Origin of the sequence: Arthrobacter sp. LjRoot78, from assembly GCF_964254335.1 — a bacterium.
In the GTDB taxonomy this organism is placed as follows: domain Bacteria; phylum Actinomycetota; class Actinomycetes; order Actinomycetales; family Micrococcaceae; genus Arthrobacter.
The window spans coordinates 1,611,760-1,630,894 of record NZ_CAXUTG020000001.1 but is presented as its reverse complement, the minus strand read 5'-3'; the positions used below and the strand labels follow the sequence as shown (position 1 = coordinate 1,630,894).

General features: G+C 65.6%; 17 protein-coding genes. 2 read left to right on the top strand and 15 right to left on the bottom strand.

Annotated elements, in window-relative coordinates; genetic code table 11:
• Window positions 1-54: 54 nt before the first annotated feature.
• Together ACSQ1X_RS07500 and hflX are read right to left on the bottom strand one after the other, a co-directional pair.
• Window positions 55-2,127: an ATP-dependent DNA helicase gene (locus tag ACSQ1X_RS07500; protein WP_436057212.1), complete on the bottom strand. Its 2,073-nt coding sequence runs from the start codon at window positions 2,125-2,127 to the stop codon at window positions 55-57.
• Complete coding sequence (gene hflX, locus ACSQ1X_RS07495) at window positions 2,120-3,688, bottom strand: GTPase HflX (RefSeq protein WP_055798333.1); 1,569 nt, start codon at window positions 3,686-3,688, stop codon at window positions 2,120-2,122. The genes ACSQ1X_RS07500 and hflX overlap by 8 nt, the downstream gene beginning before the upstream one ends.
• Before the next feature lie 447 nt (window positions 3,689-4,135).
• On the opposite strand from hflX, the gene ACSQ1X_RS07490 reads away from it, so the two are divergent.
• Window positions 4,136-4,750 (top strand): class I SAM-dependent methyltransferase, encoded by a 615-nt coding sequence (locus ACSQ1X_RS07490; RefSeq protein ID WP_436057211.1) that lies wholly within the window; start codon window positions 4,136-4,138, stop codon window positions 4,748-4,750.
• Here the strand turns inward: ACSQ1X_RS07490 and dapF are convergent.
• The 6 genes from dapF to ACSQ1X_RS07460 form a co-directional block, all read right to left on the bottom strand.
• Complete coding sequence (gene dapF / locus ACSQ1X_RS07485) at window positions 4,731-5,675, bottom strand: diaminopimelate epimerase (RefSeq protein ID WP_055798337.1); 945 nt, start codon at window positions 5,673-5,675, stop codon at window positions 4,731-4,733. The two genes, ACSQ1X_RS07490 and dapF, sit on opposite strands and share 20 nt — an antisense overlap.
• Window positions 5,676-5,684: 9 nt before the next feature.
• Window positions 5,685-6,701 carry a tRNA (adenosine(37)-N6)-dimethylallyltransferase MiaA gene (gene miaA, locus ACSQ1X_RS07480; RefSeq protein ID WP_436057210.1) on the bottom strand — a complete coding sequence of 339 codons (1,017 nt, stop codon included), beginning with the start codon at window positions 6,699-6,701 and terminating at the stop codon, window positions 5,685-5,687.
• A 3-nt stretch (window positions 6,702-6,704) separates the two neighbouring features.
• Window positions 6,705-8,273, bottom strand: coding sequence for a tRNA (N6-isopentenyl adenosine(37)-C2)-methylthiotransferase MiaB (miaB, locus tag ACSQ1X_RS07475; protein ID WP_200939307.1), 1,569 nt, complete (start codon window positions 8,271-8,273; stop codon window positions 6,705-6,707).
• 17 nt (window positions 8,274-8,290) lie between these two features.
• Window positions 8,291-8,782, bottom strand: a complete 492-nt coding sequence (locus ACSQ1X_RS07470) for a regulatory protein RecX (protein ID WP_082506722.1) — start codon at window positions 8,780-8,782, stop codon at window positions 8,291-8,293.
• A 151-nt stretch (window positions 8,783-8,933) separates the two neighbouring features.
• On the bottom strand, window positions 8,934-9,989 hold the full coding sequence (recA, locus tag ACSQ1X_RS07465; RefSeq protein ID WP_055798340.1) for a recombinase RecA: 1,056 nt from the start codon (window positions 9,987-9,989) through the stop codon (window positions 8,934-8,936).
• Window positions 9,990-10,201: 212 nt separating this feature from the next.
• Window positions 10,202-10,426: a DUF3046 domain-containing protein gene (locus ACSQ1X_RS07460; RefSeq protein WP_055798343.1), complete on the bottom strand. Its 225-nt coding sequence runs from the start codon at window positions 10,424-10,426 to the stop codon at window positions 10,202-10,204.
• Between the two features lie 41 nt (window positions 10,427-10,467).
• On the opposite strand from ACSQ1X_RS07460, the gene ACSQ1X_RS07455 reads away from it, so the two are divergent.
• Window positions 10,468-10,977, top strand: a complete 510-nt coding sequence (locus ACSQ1X_RS07455) for a MarR family winged helix-turn-helix transcriptional regulator (protein WP_055798346.1) — start codon at window positions 10,468-10,470, stop codon at window positions 10,975-10,977.
• A 73-nt stretch (window positions 10,978-11,050) separates the two neighbouring features.
• Here the strand turns inward: ACSQ1X_RS07455 and ACSQ1X_RS07450 are convergent, their stop codons facing one another.
• From ACSQ1X_RS07450 to ACSQ1X_RS07420, 7 genes are all read right to left on the bottom strand, one after another.
• Window positions 11,051-11,503: a helix-turn-helix domain-containing protein gene (locus ACSQ1X_RS07450; RefSeq protein WP_055798349.1), complete on the bottom strand. Its 453-nt coding sequence runs from the start codon at window positions 11,501-11,503 to the stop codon at window positions 11,051-11,053.
• Between the two features lie 140 nt (window positions 11,504-11,643).
• Window positions 11,644-12,138, bottom strand: coding sequence for a CinA family protein (locus tag ACSQ1X_RS07445; RefSeq protein WP_055798352.1), 495 nt, complete (start codon window positions 12,136-12,138; stop codon window positions 11,644-11,646).
• A complete protein-coding gene (pgsA, locus tag ACSQ1X_RS07440) occupies window positions 12,135-12,776 on the bottom strand; it encodes a CDP-diacylglycerol--glycerol-3-phosphate 3-phosphatidyltransferase (protein ID WP_436057209.1) in 642 nt (213 codons plus the stop codon). The genes ACSQ1X_RS07445 and pgsA overlap by 4 nt, the downstream gene beginning before the upstream one ends.
• A gap of 9 nt (window positions 12,777-12,785) precedes the next feature.
• Complete coding sequence (locus tag ACSQ1X_RS07435; protein ID WP_436057208.1) at window positions 12,786-15,716, bottom strand: DNA translocase FtsK; 2,931 nt, start codon at window positions 15,714-15,716, stop codon at window positions 12,786-12,788.
• Between the two features lie 200 nt (window positions 15,717-15,916).
• Window positions 15,917-17,608 carry a ribonuclease J gene (locus ACSQ1X_RS07430; RefSeq protein ID WP_055798363.1) on the bottom strand — a complete coding sequence of 564 codons (1,692 nt, stop codon included), beginning with the start codon at window positions 17,606-17,608 and terminating at the stop codon, window positions 15,917-15,919.
• A 43-nt stretch (window positions 17,609-17,651) separates the two neighbouring features.
• On the bottom strand, window positions 17,652-18,560 hold the full coding sequence (gene dapA, locus ACSQ1X_RS07425) for a 4-hydroxy-tetrahydrodipicolinate synthase (RefSeq protein WP_055798365.1): 909 nt from the start codon (window positions 18,558-18,560) through the stop codon (window positions 17,652-17,654).
• Between the two features lie 79 nt (window positions 18,561-18,639).
• Window positions 18,640-19,080 carry a hypothetical protein gene (locus tag ACSQ1X_RS07420; protein ID WP_436057207.1) on the bottom strand — a complete coding sequence of 147 codons (441 nt, stop codon included), beginning with the start codon at window positions 19,078-19,080 and terminating at the stop codon, window positions 18,640-18,642.
• Window positions 19,081-19,135 lie beyond the last annotated feature (55 nt).

Below are 19,135 nucleotides of genomic sequence, written 5' to 3'. Positions count from 1 at the left end.
GCCGCCGCCGGTCACCCGGCGCCGGCTCGAGCCCCGTCAGGCGCCCCCGCCCCGTCAGGCAGAAGCGGCCTCCGCCGGAGCCTTGGCCAGCCGGCTCAGCGCAGCCACAGCGATCGCAGGATCTGTAGTGGGCCAGAACGGTGGCAGGGCAGCACGGAGGAAGCCTCCGTAGCGTTCCGTGGACAGCCGGGAGTCGAGGACGGCCACAACACCCTTGTCGCCCGTGGAGCGGATCAGACGGCCGGCACCCTGGGCAAGCCGGATCGCGGCGTGCGTGGCCGAAACCGACATAAAGCCGTTGCCGCCTGCCTGGGCCACGGCCCGGGACCGTGCCGTCATCAGCGGATCATCCGGCCGCGGGAACGGAATCCGGTCGATGACCACCAGCCGGCATGACCCGCCGGGAACGTCAACGCCCTGCCAGAGGGACATGGTGCCGAAAAGGCAGGTATCCGGTTCGTCTGCAAACTGCCGCACCAACGCGGTCATGGTCGATTCGCCCTGGCACAGGATGCTGACATCCAGGCGCGGGCGCATGGCTTCTGCCGCTTCCTCGGCGGCCCGCCGCGACGAAAAGAGGCACAGTGCCCCGCCGCCCGAGGCCCGGATCAGCTTCTCGAGCTCGTCGAGTGCTTCAGGCGACGTCCCGCGGCCGGGCTTCGGCAGATGGCTGGCGACGTAGAGGATTCCCTGCTTGGGATAGTCAAACGGGGATCCGACGTCCACTCCGGTCCAGCTGGGTGCGCCTTGTCCCACGAGCCCGAGCCCGCCGGCGGCCGGTTCGAAGGCCGATCCTATGGCGAGGGTGGCAGAGGTCAGGATCACCGTATGGCCGGCAAAGAGACCGTCTCGGAGCTTTCCAGCCACACTCAGCGGTGCAATGTTGATCAGGGCAGGCGCGGCATCGTCCGGCTGCGAGTAGCCCTGCTGCGGGTCGAAGGTGCTGTTCCGCGAAAACCAGACCACTTCGCGGTTTTCCCGTGCGGCAATCAGCCGTTCGCAAAGCTCAAGGATGACCATCAGGCGTGAGCGCGCCAGCTGGCGTCCGCCGTCGGCCGTGTTGGCACTGTCCCCCTTGGAGTCGGAAAGGGCCGCGCGGCAGGCTTCCCGCAACTGGTCCACACAGTCGAGTTGTTCATCGTTGAGGCCGTTGGGCAGCAGGCCGCTGGAGACTCCGGCGATGGCGAGCTCAAGGTTGGCGGCCGCGTTGTTGAGCGCGTCAACAGTGATCCCGGTGTTTTTGCGGGCGCCCGAGGCGGCGGCATGGACCATGGCCACGGATAACTGGCCGGAGACTGCTCCCGTCACGCGGTCCTGGAGCTCGTGCGCCTCGTCAACCACCACGACGTCGTACTCCGGCAGCACCGCCAGGCCCTCGAAGGCGCTGACAGCCAGCATTGCGTGGTTGGTGACCACAACGTCGGCCTCGGCTGCGTCATGCCGGGCAAGTTCACTGAAGCACTCGGCAGCCATGGGACATTTCTGCGCTCCCAGGCATTCCATCGACGTGACGGACACCTGCCGCCAGGCGCGGTCCGTCACACCGGGCATGAGTTCGTCCCGGTCCCCCGTGGCGGTCTTCTCCGCCCATTCGCGGAGCCTGACCACTTCCTTGCCCAGCTGCGACGCCGGACCGCCCAGGGAGGCGGCGAAGTGCGGGACGCTGGTGTCCTCCCCCAGTGAGAAGAGCTGGCCCTCTGACGGCTCCTCGGAGGGGAACCCGCCGTCGAGCTTGTGCCGGCAGACGTAGTTGGCCCGGCCCTTGACGAGGGCCACCTTGACGGGACGCTCCAAGGCGGGAGTGATGGTTTCCAGCAGCCGCGGAAGATCCCTGCCCACGATCTGGGTCTGCAGGGCCAAGGTAGCTGTGGACACCAGGGTGGGTTTGTCGCTGACCTGTGAATGGGCGATCAGCGGAATCAGGTACGCGAGGGACTTTCCGGTGCCGGTTCCGGCCTGGACCAGCAGGTGGTCGCCGCTGTCTATAGCGCGTGCCACCTGCCGGGCCATCTCGTGCTGGCCGTCGCGGCTCTGTCCGCCCATGCCGGACACCGCCCGGTCGAGCAGTTCAATGACGAACTGCTCGCCGGCGGAGCCACTCGTTTCTCCGGCCCCGGGGTCAGACATTGCTGATGAAGGATTCCAGTTCAGCGGCGAGCCCTTCGCGCACCATGACCAGGGCGCGTGTGCCCTGCTCTTCATGGTCCAGGCGAAGGATTTCGGCGTCCGTTTCGTGGAGCTTGCTGATCAAGTCACCGCGGTTGTACGGGATCAGCAGTTCCATCTTGACGCTGGGCCGCGGAATGGATTCGCTGATCGCCTTGAGGAGTTCGGCGATGCCCTGGCCGGTGCGCGCGGACACCACCACGTGGCGGGGTTCACGCTGCTTCAGGCGTTCCACCACGAACGGATCCGCGGCGTCGGCCTTGTTCAGCACGATGATCTCGGGCACCTTGCGGGCGTCCACTTCGCTGAACACTGCCCGGACCGCGGCGATCTGGCCTTCCGGATCGGGATGCGAGACGTCCACCACGTGCAGGATGAGGTCCGAATCGGCCACTTCCTCCAGGGTGGAACGGAAGGCTTCCACCAGTTGGGTCGGCAGGGACCGGACGAAGCCCACGGTATCGGCCAGGGTGTAGCCCAGGCCGTCTGCCGTTTCCGCCTTGCGGACGGTGGGATCCAGCGTGGCGAACAGGGCGTTCTCCACCAGGACGCCGGCGTCGGTCAGCCGGTTCAGGAGCGAGGACTTTCCGGCGTTTGTGTATCCTGCGATGGCTACGGACGGCACGGAATTACGACGGCGGTTGGCCCGCTTGGTCTCCCGTGCCGGCTTCATCGCTGCGATTTCACGCCGCAGCTTCGCCATCCTGGTGCGGATCCGGCGCCGGTCCAGTTCGATCTTGGTTTCGCCGGGACCACGGGAACCCATGCCGGCACCTGCGCCGCCCACCTGGCCGCCGGCCTGGCGGGACATGGATTCGCCCCAGCCGCGCAGGCGCGGGAGCAGGTATTCAAGCTGCGCCAGCTCCACCTGGGCCTTGCCTTCACGGCTCTTGGCGTGCTGGGCGAAGATGTCCAGGATCAGGGCCGTGCGGTCGATGACTTTGACCTTCACGATGTCCTCGAGTCCGCGCCGCTGTGAAGGTGCCAGCTCGGCATCCACCACCACAGTGTCCGCACCGGTGGACATCACGATGTCCTTGAGCTCCTGGGCCTTGCCGGAGCCGAGGAACGTGCCGGGGTCGGGCTTGGCACGGCGCTGGACAATGCCGTCCAGAACCTCCGAGCCCGCAGTTTCCGCCAGGGCGGCAAGTTCGCGGAGGGAGTTCTCGGCGTCCGCAAGCGTGCCTTCTGTCCACAGACCGGCGAGGACAACACGTTCGAGGCGCAACTGCCGGTATTCAACTTCGGTGACGTCTTCGAGTTCGGTGGACAGGCCGGCCGTACGGCGCAGCGCCCGGCGTTCCTCAAGGTCCTGCTGGTCACCGTCGAAGATGCTGTGTTCGCTGTCCTGGCGGGATATCGCCTGCGCCGATCCCAAAACTCCGCGCGAATTTTCCGATGCGGGGTGGGCGGCACGTGCCGGAACATCCTTGGACAGAATCCGGTCGATGACGGCCTGGATTTCCTCAGGACTCATGTCCTGGGAGGCTGCATCAGATCCGGTGTTGGGCTGGTTGGTCATGTTCTCCTTTGAAGATTCGACACCTTCAGAATAATGCTGATTGTTTGTCTGCGGGGCGGTATTCGCGCTGGGCTGACGACTATTGGTCATTCGGGCTCCTGGAGTGCCGGCGGCTGCGGCGCAGCGGGCGGCGGTACGGACGGTATGTGGGGCGACGATGTGCGGGGCAGGCGACGTTGCGGAGGGTGCGCTTGTTCAGAAGAGCGCATGGTCAGACGATCAGCATTGCTGGACTCCAAGTAGTACGGGCGGGACGTTCTGCCGGGCAATCACGGCTTGACGGCGCACGGAGCGGAAGGTGAATACCTGCGTCGCTGCGGGACGGGCTGTGCCCGTGCCGGCTACTCAAAGATCAAGAACATGGATTAAACATTAGCAGACGGGTTTCCGTGCCCCGTTCCCCTCCTCGTTTCCCATCGGCGCGCCGGGCAACTAATCTGGCGAGTTATGGAGTCTGCACACTATTTCAGCGCCCAGCCTGCCGGGCCCTTCACCCGCAAACCGCTAACCGTGGAACTTGCCGGTGAAACGCGCAGGCTGCAGACGTCCAGCGGCATCTTCAGCCCCGACGGCATTGACAAGGGAACTGCCGTGCTGCTCGCCGATGTGCCGGCCCCGTCACCCCAGGGCAACCTGCTGGACATCGGCTGCGGCTGGGGTCCGATCGCACTCACCATGGCCCTGCGGGCACCCCACGCGCAGGTCTTCGCCGTGGACGTGAACGAGCGCTGCGTCGCCCTGACCAACGAGAACGCCGGCCTGCTGGGATTGAACAACGTGACCGCCAGCCTGCCCGACGCCGTCGATCCCGGCCTCCGGTTCGACACGATCTGGTCCAATCCCCCGATCCGGATCGGCAAGGACGAGCTTCACTCCCTGCTGCTGCTGTGGCTGCCCCGGCTGGCCGCAGGCGGATCCGCCTGGCTGGTGGTCCAGAAGAACCTTGGTTCCGACTCGCTTCAGCGCTGGCTGGCCGCTGAACTGGACAGCAGCTTCACCGTCACCCGGGAAAGCACCTCGAAGTCCTTCAGGATCCTTCGGGTCAGGAAAGCGTCCCGCTAGCCACGATCACCGCGGGACCGCTAAGTTCCACATGTTCGTGGCCTTCCGGCCCCGCAAAGAATTTAACGCCGACGACGCCGCCGGGCACGTTCACATTCCAGGCGTCCGGAGCGCCCTGCCCGGCCCAGTGCCGGATGGCGACAGCTGCTGCGCAGGCGCCGGTACCGCAGGACTGGGTCTCCCCCACGCCGCGCTCGTGGACGCGCATGGTGACTGTGCCGACGCCGTCGTGGACCAGCGGCTCGGAAGGGACGACAAACTCGACGTTGGTGCCGTTCGCCGGCTTCGGATCAACGTGCGGTGCCTTGAAGAGCTGTGTTGCCTCAAGTTCGCTGAGTTCGGCCAGGGCCACCACAGTATGCGGGTTCCCCATGCTGACGGACAGCGCCGGGCGCGGTACTTCCAGGCCGTCCGCGGTCACCAGCGAGTCCATGGCACGTGCCGTGGCCTCGCCCGGGAAGATGAATTCCCACGGCCCCATGTCCACGGCGTAGCCGTTATCGGTCCGCACCACTGTCTTGACGCCTCCGCGCGTGCCGATGGTCAGGGCATCGCCGGTGCCGAGCCGGACAAGGCCTTCGGCGATGAGGAAGTGGACAAACACGCGGACGCCGTTGCCGCACATTTCCGACAGGGATCCGTCACCATTGCGGTAGTCCATGAACCATTCGGCATCCGGGTGGACTGCCTGCAGCTCGCGCCCCTCCGGGAGGAATCGCGAAGGCACGGCCCGGATCAGGCCGTCACCGCCGATGCCGCGGTGGCGGTCGCAGAGTTCCGCGACCTGTTCGGGCGCAATCGGCCAGGTACCCTCGGGGTCGGCAACGAGCACGAAATCGTTGCCGGTGCCATGGCCCTTGGAGAAGGCCAGGCCGCTCAGCCCCTGGAGAGTGCGGTCAGGGGCGGGTGCAAGGGTTTCGTCCATGGATCAAGGTTACCGGTTCAGGGTGGGCGTCTTGAGCGACATGGCCACGGCCTTGGCCACCAGGTCCGGGTCTTGCCAGTCAAGCCAGTTGATGCGCGGATCCGCCCTGAACCACGTGAGTTGCCGCCGGGCGAATTTCCGCGTGGCCGTGATGGTGTCGTCCGTGGCCTGGCCGGCATCCCATTCGCCGTCGAGGACTTTCAGGAACTGGGCATAGCCCAGGGCACGGGACGCCGTCTTGCCGTTTCGGAGCCCTGCAGCGTCCAGCCGCTGCACCTCGGCCTGGAGTCCGCCTGCAACCATGACGTGGACGCGCTGGGCCAGCCTGTCCTTCAGGAGCTCACGGTCCACTTCGAGTCCGATCTGTACCGCCGGCTGGAAGTACTCCCGAACGGGCATAAAGGAGCTGAAAGGGCGCCCTGTCAGTTCGAAGACCTCCAAGGCCCGGACCACCCTGCGGGCGTCGCCCAGACGGCCGGCTGAAACCGGGTCGACCGCTTCCAGTCGGGTGCGCAGCGGGGCCAGACCGGTGTCCGCCAGCTCTGCTTCCAGGCGGCCGCGGATAGCCGGATCCGTACCGGGAAATTCGAGCACGTCGAGTGCGGCCCGGACGTAGAGGCCCGAACCGCCCACCAGGATGGCCCGCTTGCCGCGGCCGTGGATCTCTGCGATGGCGGCCCGCGCCTCGCGCTGGAAGTCCGAAACGCTGGCTTCTTCGGTGACGTCGAGGGTGTCCAGGAGATGGTGCGGAACTCCCTTGCGCTCCACGGCCGTGATCTTGGCAGTGCCGATGTCCATGCCGCGGTAGAACTGCATGGCGTCCGCGTTGATGACTTCGCCGTCGAGGGCCAGTGCCAGCGCAACGGCGAGGTCAGATTTGCCGGACCCGGTGGGGCCAACCACAGCGATTACGGGAGGACGGGGGTTACCGGTATTGCGGTCCGCCGCCGAGGGTAGGTCAGCATCGGCGATCGCTGCTGGGCGGGCGTCCACTTCGTGGTGCTCGTCGGCTGGAGGATTGGCCATTGCCTAGCCGCGGCGGACGGGGACCGCCGGCATGCCGAGGGACACGCCGCTCTTGGCGCCGTTCGCGCCGGAACCGCTGCCGGGAACCGGCACGCCGCAGGAGTCGGCCTGGGACCTGTCCCAGGCGTCGCCCGCGCGCGAACGGCGCAGGGTGTAGTCCGCCGCCGACGCCGGATCCGCGACCAGGTGGAAGGCCGCGGCTTCGGTTATGGTGACCGTCACGAGGTCGCCGGGGCGCGGTTTCTCAGCACCTTCCGGGACCGAGAAGTGCACGAGGCGCTGGTCCTGCGACCGGCCCGACAAGCGATGGGTTTCCTCCGCCTTGCGGCCGGACTGCGCCGTGACCATGACCTCGACCCGGCGGCCCAGCTGGCGGGCGTTCTCCTCGGCCGCTATCCGGTCCTGCAACGCTGTCAGGCGCTCAAAGCGCTCCTGCACCACTGCCTTCGGGAGCTGGTCCGGCAAGTCCGCCGCGGGAGTGCCGGGGCGTTTGGAGTACTGGAAGGTGAACGCCGTGGCGAACCGTGATTTCTCGACGACGTCAAGCGTGGCTTGGAAGTCTTCTTCGGTTTCGCCGGGGAAGCCCACGATGATGTCGGTGGAAATGGCCGCGTGCGGAATCCGCTCCCGCACCTTTTCCAGGATGCCGAGGAACTTAGTGGAGCGGTACGAGCGCTTCATGTCCTTGAGGACTTTGTCGGAGCCGGACTGCAGCGGCATGTGCAGCTGCGGCATCACGTTGGCCGTTTCAGCCATGGCGTCAATGACGTCGTCCGTGAAGGCTGCCGGGTGCGGGCTGGTGAACCGGACCCGTTCGAGGCCTTCGATTTCACCGCAGGCACGGAGCAGTTTGGAGAATGCCTGACGGTCACCGAATTCCACCCCGTAGGAGTTCACGTTCTGGCCCAGGAGCGTCACTTCGATGGCACCGTCATCCACCAGCGCCTGAATCTCGGCGAGGATGTCGCCCGGGCGGCGGTCCTTCTCCTTGCCGCGCAGGGCAGGAACGATGCAGAAGGTGCACGTGTTGTTGCAGCCCACCGAAATCGACACCCAGCCCGAGTACACGGAGTCCCGCTTGGTGGGGAGGGTGGAGGGGAAAACGTCGAGTGATTCCAGGATCTCGAGCTGCGCTTCATTGTTGTGCCGGGCGCGGTCCAACAGCGCGGGCAGTGCGCCAACGTTGTGGGTACCGAAGACCGCGTCCACCCAGGGGGCCTTCTTCAGGATGGTTTCGCGGTCCTTCTGGGCCAGGCAGCCGCCCACCGCGATCTGCATGCCGGGGTTGGCCGCCTTGACCGGCGCGAGCATCCCCAGGTTGCCATAAAGCTTGTTGTCGGCGTTTTCACGGACGGCGCAGGTGTTGAACACCACCACATCCGCATGCTCACCCGACGCGGGCACGTAGCCGGCGCCTTCGAGCATTCCGGCCATGCGCTCGGAGTCGTGCACGTTCATTTGGCAGCCGAAAGTGCGCACTTGATAGGTGCGCGGCTGGGCAGCCGCGGGTGCTGCCTCGATGCTGGCGGAAGTGCTGGTGCCGGACGCTGGGGAGGGAATGGTCAAACTCACCTGTTAAGGGTACCGGTTCATAGGAATTCCGTTTCCGCACGCTCACCGGCTGCGGCGTCGAGGACCTCCCCCACGATCCGGAAGGCCTGCGACGGCTGGTATCCCTTCCGGGCCAGCATCGACGCGAGCCGGCGCGTGACTTTGTCCCGCTCGGCGCGGTCCGTGAGGTCTGCAGTGCCTTTGAGCTTGCGTTGGACGAGCTCACGGGCGGCAGATTCCTCCGCTTCGTCACTGAGCTGCTCCAGGGCCCGGGCCGCAATGTCGGCCTCAATACCCTTGTCTGCAAGCTCGCGTCGCAACGCGCCCTTGGCGAGCTTCCGGGTCTGGGACCTGCTCCGGACCCACATGTCCGCAAACTCGGCGTCATCCACGAGCCGGACTTCCTCGAACCTGTCCAGTACGGCCTCGGCCACGTCCTCCGGAACATTGCGCTCGGCCAGCTTGCGGGCCAGCTGCAACCTGCTTTTCGGCGAGGTGGTCAGCTGCCGCAGGACGATGGCCCGCGCCACGGAGGCCGGATCAGGCTCAGCATCGTGGTCCGCTTCCAGCTCCGGCGCGAACCCGTGCTCGGCGGCCAAAGCCCCGTCCGGTCCCGCGTCGCCGAATCCGGCCGGGCCAGGTTTCCGGGATCGGAATCCTGGCCCGCTCCGCCGGGTTCCCCTAGAAACCGTCAACGGCCTTGAGCTTCGGCGACGCTTCCTTTTCAGCCTCGGCGGGTTTGACGCCGACGCCCAGCTTCTCCTTGATGAGGCGCTCCAGCTCCGCCGCAAGCTCCGGGTTGTCGCGGAGGAAGCGTCGCGAGTTCTCCATGCCCTGGCCCAGCTGGTCACCGTCGTAGGTGAACCATGAACCGGACTTCTTGATCAGGCCGTGCTCCACGCCCATGTCGATGATGCCGCCCTCGCGGGAGATCCCCTGGCCGTAGATGATGTCGAATTCGGCGATTTTGAAGGGCGGGGCCATCTTGTTCTTGACGATTTTCGCCTTGGTGCGGTTGCCCACCGAATCAGCGCCTTCCTTCAGCGTCTGGATGCGGCGGACGTCGATGCGGATTGAAGCGTAGAACTTCAGCGCCTTACCACCGGTGGTGGTTTCCGGCGAGCCGAAGAAGACGCCGATCTTCTCACGCAGCTGGTTAATGAAGATGGCGGTGGTCTTGGTCTGGCTCAAACGTCCGGTGATCTTACGCAGCGCCTGGCTCATCAGGCGGGCCTGCAGGCCGACGTGGCTGTCGCCCATGTCGCCTTCAATTTCCGCGCGGGGCACAAGGGCGGCCACGGAGTCAATGACGATCACGTCGAGGGACCCTGAGCCAATCAGCATGTCCATGATTTCCAGGGCCTGCTCGCCGGTGTCCGGTTGGGATACCAGCAGCGCGTCGGTATCGACACCCAGCTTGGCGGCGTATTCCGGGTCCAGGGCGTGCTCGGCGTCGATGAACGCAGCGATACCGCCCAGGCGCTGGGCATTCGCCACGGCATGCAGGGCCACGGTGGTCTTACCCGACGATTCCGGGCCGTAGATTTCCACAACGCGGCCGCGCGGCAGGCCGCCAATTCCCAGGGCAACGTCCAAGGCAATGGAGCCGGTGGGGATTACTTCAATGGGCGCACGCACTTCGTCGCCCAGCCGCATGACAGAGCCTTTACCGAACTGCTTGTCGATCTGGGCAAGCGCTGCATCGAGCGCCTTCTGACGATCCGGGGCTGCCGCCATGGTTCACACCTCTAGTTTTCTCGCTGTGGAGTGGCCTGAGCGGCCCTTTATCTGTCATCACCGACGCTAACGGCACCCACCGACATTCCTGCCGGATGACATTGCGTATGTGGAAAACGCTCTGCAAAAAGCATAGCCCGACCCGAACAGATATTCGAACAATTGCGCGGCGTGTCAGGGCGGAGCCATCCAGCCTCAGGCAGCGCCGCGGATCAGTTCCGGGACGGCTTGATGTCCCGGCCGAGCCGCCGATCAGCAGGGACGTCCTGCACGTCGCAGATCGCGAGCCAGACCTGCCGAGGCGGGACTCCCGCCGCCAACGCCTGGTCCGCCGTCCGGCTGCCGACACCTGCCAGCACCAGTGAGCTGCTGAGGACCCGGGAGTACCCCGCGCCGAACTCATCGTCCATTAGCCGCCAAAAGTCGCTGATTCGCACCGATAAAGTCTCTCACGCCTGCGGCCAATAGAATGGTTGCCATGAGCAACCCAGCTGTGGAACCCGATGCTTCCGGGGCCACCGAAAACAGCGTCGACGCGGCCCTGCGGACCGTGGAGCACCAGATCAGCCTGTTCTGGCGCCGCGGACGCTCCATCTCCCAGCAACTTTCCCGGCAGGTCCACCCGGACATGGAGCCGGCAGCCTATGGCCTCCTCACCGTCATCCGCAGGGAAGGCCCCATTAGGCTCACGGAACTCGCTTCATGTATCGGAGTGGGCAAGCCCTCCGTTAGCCGGCAGATCGCATTCCTCGAGAGCATCGGCCTCGTGTCCAAGGAAGCGGACCCGCTCGACGGCCGTGCCCAGACCATCCGGCTGACGCCCAAGGGCGAGGAGAAGATGCACCAGGTCCAGGATGCCCGGCGCGAAGTTTTCCGTGAGCGGCTGGGGGAATGGCCCGTGGAGGACCTGCAGACCCTCGCCGCCTACATGGCAAAGCTCAACGCGACGTATGAGCGGGACGGCTTCCCGAAGGACGAGGCGAAGTAGACAACGAAGGGCCTCCGGCTTAGCCGGAGGCCCTTCGTGTCAAGCGCAGAGACTAGGTTCTGACGTGTGCCGGTCAGCGGGCGCCTGAGAGCAGTCCCTTGGCCAGTTCGTCAGAGAGGTCGGTATTGAGTTCGCGGTCAAGATCGCGGCCGTAGCGCTGCGAGAATTCCTGCGGGACGGTGTCCGGAACAGCAACGCCTTCAGCAACGGCAACGCGGTCGCTGACTTCGCGGAGCATGCTGGACAACGGGACGTCCAGGGCCGAGCAGATCGAAGACAGCAACTCCGAAGAGGCTTCCTTCTGGCCGCGCTCCACTTCACTGAGGTAACCCAGGGATACCCGGGCACTGTGTGACACTTCGCGGAGGGTTCGGCCCTGACGCTGGCGAACGTCGCGCAGAACATCACCGATTTCGTGACGAAGTACTACCATCTTGCGCTCCTTCTGTTCGCTCTTTGCCTGATCGGCGAGGCCCACATCCTTCCAGCGGACAACGCCGTTTACGGATACGGGCTGCTTTACCATCTGTATCGCCTTGCTCCCTCGTACGTCAGGTCCGCCCTCATCAGGCGAACCATGATTATTTACTCATCCTAGGCGCCTCCCATATTCGGAAGCGACACAATGTAACAACTATTAGGAATCAAATTTTGTTCCCGGCAACTTTACGCCGGGTAAGCCTCGGAAGATAGGGCTTCAAGCAGCCGCTCCAAAGCGGCCGCGCACGCCTGGCCGCGGATATCCGCGCGGTTGCCTTCAAACACGTAGCCGAACGACGTTGCGCCGTCCGCCGTGGCGACGCCGACGAACACTGTCCCCACGTCCTTGCCGCCATGCGGTTCCGGTCCGGCGACACCCGTGGTGGACACTCCGATGTCCGCTCCGCAGACCCGTCGGGCCCCTGCCGCCATCGCCTTCGCGACGTCACCGTCGACTGATCCGACGGCGTCGAGCAGTTCGGCAGGTACGCCCAGGACGTCCGACTTGACTGAGTTCTGATAGGAAACCACGCCGCCCTGGAGCATGCCCGAGGCGCCGGGGGTGTCGGCGAGGACCGCCGCCACCATGCCCGCAGTCAGGGATTCGGCGGTAGCCACGGTCAGTCCGCGGCCAATGGCACCGTTGACTGCTTGTTCGGCGATGCGGTGCAGGTTACTCATGGCAGCTCTCCTTTTACGCGCTGGCTGGCTGCGCGCCGGCCGTTCGCGCGCAGCTTGAGCGCTTCGACAACATACTGGCCACCTGTCCAGACGGTGATGGCCACGGCCGCCAGCATCACCAGGAAAGCCACCACTCCCAGCCACGGGGCCAGTGAGGCGAGCGGGACCACGTACAGCAGGATCGCGACGGTCTGCACCACAGTCTTCAGCTTGCCTCCCCGCGACGCCGGGATGACGCCGTACCGGATGACGAAGAACCGCAGTGCCGTGATCCCCCATTCGCGGGCGAGGATCAGGATGGCGATCCACCACGGCAGCTCGTTCAGCAGCGAGAGCATCACCAGGGCGGAGCCGGTGAGCAGTTTGTCCGCGATCGGATCGGCGATCTTACCGAAATCGGTGATCAGGCCCCTGCTGCGGGCGATGTCGCCGTCGAGCTTGTCCGTGTAAATGGCAACCGCGAACGTCAGGGCCGCGGCCCAGCGCCAGAGGCCGTTCTGGCTGTCGAGCCCGGGCGCGTCCGCGATGAGGAACCACACGAAGAACGGCACCAGGACAATCCGAAGCATCGTCAGGATGTTCGGAAGGTTCCAGATCCCGGAGGCGGAGCCTGAGCTGTTGGCTTCAGTGCTAGTCACCCTCCTAGGCTACCGTCCGGTGAGCGACCAGGCGTCCTCGGAGCCGTCTTCGTCGTCACCGGAGTTGCCGTCGGCGCCGTCGTAGTACTCAACTTTCTGGGTGCGGTTGTCCAGGTCAGCCGCCACGAGGTCCTCGGCGTAGCCTCCCTGGGCGATGTTGGCGTTGGCGTTGTCGCTCAGCGCGGCCGTCTGCGAATCGGCGGCGACCGGCCCGTCCTGGCCCTTCATGGCGGCGAGGACGGCGGCGAGGTCGTCCGGTTTGACCAGGACGTCGCGGGCCTTGGAGCCTTCCGAGGGCCCAACCACTCCCCTGGATTCGAGCAGGTCCATCAGGCGGCCGGCCTTGGCGAACCCGACACGCAGCTTGCGCTGCAGCATGGAGGTGGAGCCGAACTGGGTGGTGACAACAAGTTCGGTGGCCTGCAGCAGCACCTCGAGGTCGTCTCCGATGTCGTCGTCGATCTGCTTTTTCTGCGCCTCGGGAGCGACGTCGTCGCGGTAGACAGCCTTGAGCTGGCCCTTGACGTGCTCCACGACCTTGTGGATTTCCGATTCCGTGACCCAGGCACCCTGCACACGCATGGCCTTGGAGGCGCCCATCGGCAGGAAGAGCGCGTCACCCTGGCCGATGAGTTTTTCCGCGCCGGGCTGGTCCAGAACCACGCGGGAGTCGGTGACGGAGGAGGTGGCGAACGCCATCCGGGACGGCACGTTGGCCTTGATCAGGCCGGTGACGACGTCCACGGAGGGCCGCTGGGTGGCCAGGACCAGGTGGATGCCTGCGGCACGGGCCAGCTGGGTGATGCGGACAATGGAATCTTCGACATCGCGCGGGGCCACCATCATGAGGTCGGCAAGCTCGTCCACGATCACCAGCAGGTACGGGTAGGGACGGATGACGCGCTTGGAGTCGACCGGCGGGTGCACCTTCCCGGCACGGACGGCCTTGTTGAAGTCGTCGATGTGCTTGAAGCCGTAATTGGCGAGGTCGTCGTAGCGGGCATCCATCTCGCGGACAACCCACTGCAGCGCCTCCGCTGCCTTCTTCGGGTTGGTGATGATTGGCGTGATCAGGTGCGGCACGCCTTCGTACGCTGTGAGTTCCACGCGCTTGGGGTCCACCATGACCATGCGGACCTCGTCCGGGGTGGCACGCATGAGGATGGACGTGATCATGGAGTTCACGAACGACGACTTACCGGCACCGGTGGCACCGGCAACGAGCAGGTGGGGCATCTTGGCGAGGTTCGCCACGACGTAGCCGCCCTCGACGTCCTTGCCCACGCCCATCACCATGGGGTGGTCGGTCCGGCGGGCATTCTGGCTGCGCAGTACATCGCCAAGGGAGACCGTCTCGCGGTCCGTGTTGGGAATTTCGATGCCGATGGCGGACTTGCCGGGGATGGGGCTAAGGATGCGGACGTCGCTGGAGGCGACGGCGTAGGAGATGTTCTTGGACAGCGCGGTGACGCGCTCCACCTTGGTGCCCGGGGAAAGCTCAATTTCGTAACGCGTGACGGTTGGGCCTCGGCTGAAGCCGGTGACCTGTGCGTCCACGTTGAACTGGTTGAGCGTTTCGGTCAGCGACGCCACGATGGCATCGTTGGCCTCGGTGCGCTCCTTGGGGATGGAGCCCGGAGTCAGCACGTCCGACGACGGCAGGGTGTAGGTGACGTCGCCGGCCAGCGAGAGCTGCTCCGTACGCTGCGGGATCGGCGTTGGCAGGGGCGCGGGGGCGACAGGGCGCGAGGGGACCTGCGCGGCGGCGGCAACGGCTGCGGCGCCGGCCGGTGCGGCGGGATTGAGGGACCCGGCGGCGACCATGCCCGGGGTGACGAGCGGGATGGCTTCGGTGGCGTGCTCGCCGTTTGCATCCTTGGTGCCCAGCCCCTGCGCGGCCTTGATCTTTTCGACGGCGATTTCAGCCTGCGTGGGCCGGCGCACGCCGGGTGCCGGGCGGGGACCCTTGCCGCCTGCCTTGGTGCCGCTGGCGGTGTCGGCCGCTTCGTCGTCGTCAATGACGGCATGTTCGAAGGCCTCGTCGCCCACATACCCTTCGAGGCGCGGGTCAGTCTCGGGGTCCTTGCCAAACAGCCGGCTGCGCCGCTTCTTCTTCGGCGCTGCCTGGCCCGCGTTTTCGTAGAGGTAGCTGCGGTCGTGGTCCTCGCCGGGTTCCTGCAGGTCGATGCCCATCAAATGCTCATAGGCCCCCTTGATCCGGCGGGGAATCGCGCCGAACGGGGTGGCGGTCACAATCAGGAGGGACGTGAAGGCGAGCAGGCTGTAGACGGCCACCGGCACGGCCGTGTGCAGGGCTGCCAGCGGCGAGGCGGCCAGGAAACCGAGCATGCCGCCGGCCCGGCGCAGGCCGTCGAAGCCGTCCGTGACGGTGGGCTGGCCGCCAATGACGTGGGCCAGGCCGCAGCCGGCGAAGGTCATGATGAGGAAGCCGATGCCGATCCTGTTGTTGCCGCGCCCGTCCGAAGGCTGGCGGAACAACCGGAAGGCGCAGACGAAAAGCATGAGCGGCAGCAGCAGGGACATCCAGCCGAACGTGCCGTTGACGATCGCAAACACGGCGTCCGGAAACCATCCCTTGAAGCCCCACCAGGCGAAGGTCGCAACGAACACGCCCAGGGCAAGGTTAAAGAGGGCCGCTCCGTCCCGGCGGTCCTCAGGGGCGAGGTCGCTGACGTCGTGGCCGATCCTCCGGACGCCGCCGCCGACGACGTGCCCGATGCCGAGCCAGGCACCTGCGGCAACGCGCACGAGCCACGGCTGACGGGGTTCGACGGCTGCCATCTGGCGGGTGCGTGCCGTACCCGACGATCCTCCGGTCCGGCTGGTTTTGGACGCAGCGGAGCCGGAGCCCCTGCCCGCTGAGCTGCCTGATTTGCCGCTTGAGTTGCCTCTAGGCGCGGAAGAGGTACGTGTCGCCATACTCGCCACGGTACCCGAAGCCGAGCCAAAAACCGCGGATTTCCGGGGCGTTCCGGGATGCATGTTGCGGAGCGGAGGGCGGCAGCAAGGCGTCTCCGGGCTGGACCGAACCGGCTTAAGCGACGAGGCCCTCCCCTGCAGGCGGCGGCCCGAAGGCTCACTTTCCTGCGGGGAGGGCCCCGTCAAACAGTCCCGGGCCCTTACGCCTCAAGCACCACCGGAATGATCATGGGCTTGCGGCGAAGCTTGCGGTTGACCCAGGTGCCGACAACGCGGCGGACAACCTGCTGGAGCTGGTGCGTGGTGTGGTCCGTGTGGTTGAGCACGGCCTCTTCCAGCGCAGCATTGATCTTGGGAATGATTTCGTCAAAGACGGAATCATCCTCAGCAACGCCGCGGGCGTGGATTTCCGGTCCCGAGACCACCTTGCCGGTGGCGCGGTGGATCACGGTAATGATGGAGATGAAGCCTTCATCGCCGAGGGTCTGACGGTCCTTCAGGTCAGCTTCGGTGACTTCGCCGACGCTGGAGCCGTCAACGTAGACGAAGCCCACTTCGACCTGGCCTACGACGTCGGCCTGGTGGTCCCGGAGGTCGATGACGGTGCCGTTGTCCGCCAGCAGGATGCTTTCGTCCGGCACGCCGGACTCGAGGGCGATCTTGCCGTTGGCAATCAGGTGCCGCGTCTCGCCGTGCACCGGCATGGCGTTCAGCGGTTCGAGGATGTTGTAGCAGTACAGCAGTTCCCCGGCAGCGGCGTGGCCGGAGACGTGGACCTTGGCGTTGCCCTTGTGGATGACATCGGCGCCCAGCTTGAGCAGGCCGTTGATGATCCGGAAGACGGCGTTCTCGTTGCCCGGGATCAGGCTTGAGGCGAGGATCACGGTGTCGCCTTGGCCGACGACGACGCGGTGGTCACCGTTGGCCATGCGGGACAGGGCCGCCATCGGCTCGCCCTGGGACCCGGTGGACATCAGCACCACGCGGTTGTCCGGCAGGTTGTCGATGTTCTTGATGTCGACCAGAATGCCCGGCGGCACGTCGAGGTAGCCAAGCTTCTCGGCGATGGCCATGTTGCGGACCATCGAGCGGCCGACGAAGGCAACCTTGCGGTTGTGGTTGGCTGCGGCGTCGAGGACCTGCTGGACCCGGTGCACGTGCGAGGAGAAGGAGGCGACGATCAGGCGCTTGGAAGCCTGGCCGAACAGGCGGTCCAGGGTGGGGCCGATTTCCTTCTCGGCGGTGGTGAAGCCCGGCACGTCGGCATTTGTGGAGTCCGACATGAAGAGGTCCACGCCTTCTTCGCCCAGCTTGGCGAAGTGGCGGAGGTCGGTGATGCGGCCATCCAGCGGCAGCTGGTCCATCTTGAAGTCGCCGGTGTGCAGCACGGTGCCGCCGGAGGTTCGGAGGAACACGGCAAGGGCGTCAGGGATCGAGTGGTTGACGGCCACGAATTCGCATTCGAAGGGGCCGAACTTCTGCACCTGTCCCTCGGTGACGATCTGGGTGACCGGCTTGATCCGGTGTTCCTGCAGCTTCGCTTCGATGAGAGCCAGCGTCAGCTGGGAGCCAATCAGCGGAATGTCGGCGCGCAGGCGCAGCAGGTAGGGAACGGCGCCAATGTGGTCCTCGTGGCCGTGGGTCAGGACGACGGCCACGATGTCATTGAGGCGGTTCTCTATGTAGGAGAAATCGGGCAGGATCAGGTCGACGCCGGGCTGGGTTTCCTCCGGGAAGAGGACGCCGCAGTCGACGATCAGCAGCTTGCCGTCGATTTCGAAGACGGTCATGTTGCGGCCGATCTCCCCCAGGCCGCCGAGCGGAACGATCCGCAGGGTGTCCTTGGGCAGTTTCGGCGGCGTAACAAGGCCGGGAAGGGCGGTTTGGGTCATAGTGCTCTACTTTCCGGGCGAAAGCAGGAATCGTCTTTGCCGATCAGGAAAAGACCATTCCTGCTTCCGCCAAATCCTCGCGGATGATTGCGATCTCGGCTTCGTCCGGCTCCACGAGGGGCAAACGGACAACCGAGTTGGGCAGGACTCCCTGCCATTTAAGAATCTGTTTGGCCGCTACGGCCCCCTGCACGCGGGTCATCGTGGCCCGGATAACAGGTTCGAGTTCAAAGTTGATCTTGCGGGCGGTGCCGAGGTCGTTCGCGTTAACGGCGTCGATCAGCTCGCGGAACCGGCGGGTGGCAACGTGGGTTGTGACTCCCACGAGCCCGACGGCGCCCAGCGCCATCCACTGCAGGGTCAGTCCGTCGTCCCCGGAGTAGAAGAGGAGGTCAGTGTTCGCCATGACGCGGGTGGCTGCGGCGAAATCGGCCTTGGCATCTTTGACCGCAACAATGTTCGGGTGCTCGGCGAGGCGGATCATCGTCTCCGGAGCAATCTGGATTGAGGAACGGCCGGGGATGTCGTAGAGCATCACGGGAACGTCGGTGGCGGAGGCGATCGTCTCAAAGTGGGCGCGCACACCGGCCTGGCTGGGCTTGTTGTAGTACGGGGTGACGATCAACAGTCCGTCGACGCCGACCTCGGCCGCCTGCTTGGAAAGGTGAACGGAGTGTGCGGTGTCGTTGGTCCCGGTGCCGGCGATGATCGCGGCGCGGCCGCCGACAGCATCCTTGACCGCACGGAACATGCCCACGTTCTCCTCGTCGGTGAGGGTGGAAGTTTCGCCTGTGGTTCCCGTGACGACCAGTCCGTCGCAGCCGTCGTCGACAAGCTTCACAGCCAGTTCCGCCGCCTGCTGGTAGTCCACTTTGCCGTCCTCAGTGAACGGCGTGACCATAGCGGTCAGGAGGGTGCCAAATGCAGGGTTATTCGCGGAAGTCTCAGCCATAGGAAAAACGTTACCCTGTCCCCGCCTTGTTAGGACAATGGGGGCGGCGTGACGAGCGTCAAATTCGGCCCTCGGGGCATCACTCTTGAGGGCTGCGGGCGGGTCCCTGCCGGGGAGCGCCGCAGTAGCGGCCCACGGCGTCTTCCCGGAGCGACTCTGCCCATGCAGCCAGCCGCTGAGCGGCCCGGACGTAGTGGAAGAGCTCCGTAGGCGTGAGGGCATCAACGTCGCACTCGGAGAGCCTGCGGGCCAATTCGGCGCCGGGCGGCTGGGCAGACAGGGCGACACCCTCACTGCCCCACTGAACATCCTCGGCGGGTTCTCCGGCCACAAGCTGGCGAAACAGATAATCCACCACACCCGGGCTCATCGCCTTGAGTGGGCCCGCAGCAGATTCGTGATGTGTCCGGCGTTGCGGTGCCTTGGGTTCTGGTGCCCGGCGTTCCGGCGCCCGGCGTTCCGGCGCTCTGCCTTCCGGCGCCCGATAGTCCGGCAACCGGCGTTCTGGTGCATTGTTCATGGAACGATGCTATTCGAACATATATTCGAATACAAGGGCTGTCAGCCGGATATGA

Excerpts from the sequence above, each read along its gene's own strand:
- ACSQ1X_RS07500 (WP_436057212.1), bottom strand. The coding sequence starts at position 2,127 with ATGTCTGACCCCGGGGCCGGAGAAACGAGTGGCTCCGCCGGCGAGCAG.
- hflX (WP_055798333.1), bottom strand. The coding sequence starts at position 3,688 with ATGACCAACCAGCCCAACACCGGATCTGATGCAGCCTCCCAGGACATG.
- ACSQ1X_RS07490 (WP_436057211.1), top strand. The coding sequence starts at position 4,136 with ATGGAGTCTGCACACTATTTCAGCGCCCAGCCTGCCGGGCCCTTCACC.
- dapF (WP_055798337.1), bottom strand. The coding sequence starts at position 5,675 with ATGGACGAAACCCTTGCACCCGCCCCTGACCGCACTCTCCAGGGGCTG.
- miaA (WP_436057210.1), bottom strand. The coding sequence starts at position 6,701 with ATGGCCAATCCTCCAGCCGACGAGCACCACGAAGTGGACGCCCGCCCA.
- recA (WP_055798340.1), bottom strand. The coding sequence starts at position 9,989 with ATGGCGGCAGCCCCGGATCGTCAGAAGGCGCTCGATGCAGCGCTTGCC.
- ACSQ1X_RS07455 (WP_055798346.1), top strand. The coding sequence starts at position 10,468 with ATGAGCAACCCAGCTGTGGAACCCGATGCTTCCGGGGCCACCGAAAAC.
- ACSQ1X_RS07450 (WP_055798349.1), bottom strand. The coding sequence starts at position 11,503 with ATGGTAAAGCAGCCCGTATCCGTAAACGGCGTTGTCCGCTGGAAGGAT.
- ACSQ1X_RS07445 (WP_055798352.1), bottom strand. The coding sequence starts at position 12,138 with ATGAGTAACCTGCACCGCATCGCCGAACAAGCAGTCAACGGTGCCATT.
- ACSQ1X_RS07435 (WP_436057208.1), bottom strand. The coding sequence starts at position 15,716 with ATGGCGACACGTACCTCTTCCGCGCCTAGAGGCAACTCAAGCGGCAAA.
- ACSQ1X_RS07430 (WP_055798363.1), bottom strand. The coding sequence starts at position 17,608 with ATGACCCAAACCGCCCTTCCCGGCCTTGTTACGCCGCCGAAACTGCCC.
- dapA (WP_055798365.1), bottom strand. The coding sequence starts at position 18,560 with ATGGCTGAGACTTCCGCGAATAACCCTGCATTTGGCACCCTCCTGACC.
- ACSQ1X_RS07420 (WP_436057207.1), bottom strand. The coding sequence starts at position 19,080 with ATGAACAATGCACCAGAACGCCGGTTGCCGGACTATCGGGCGCCGGAA.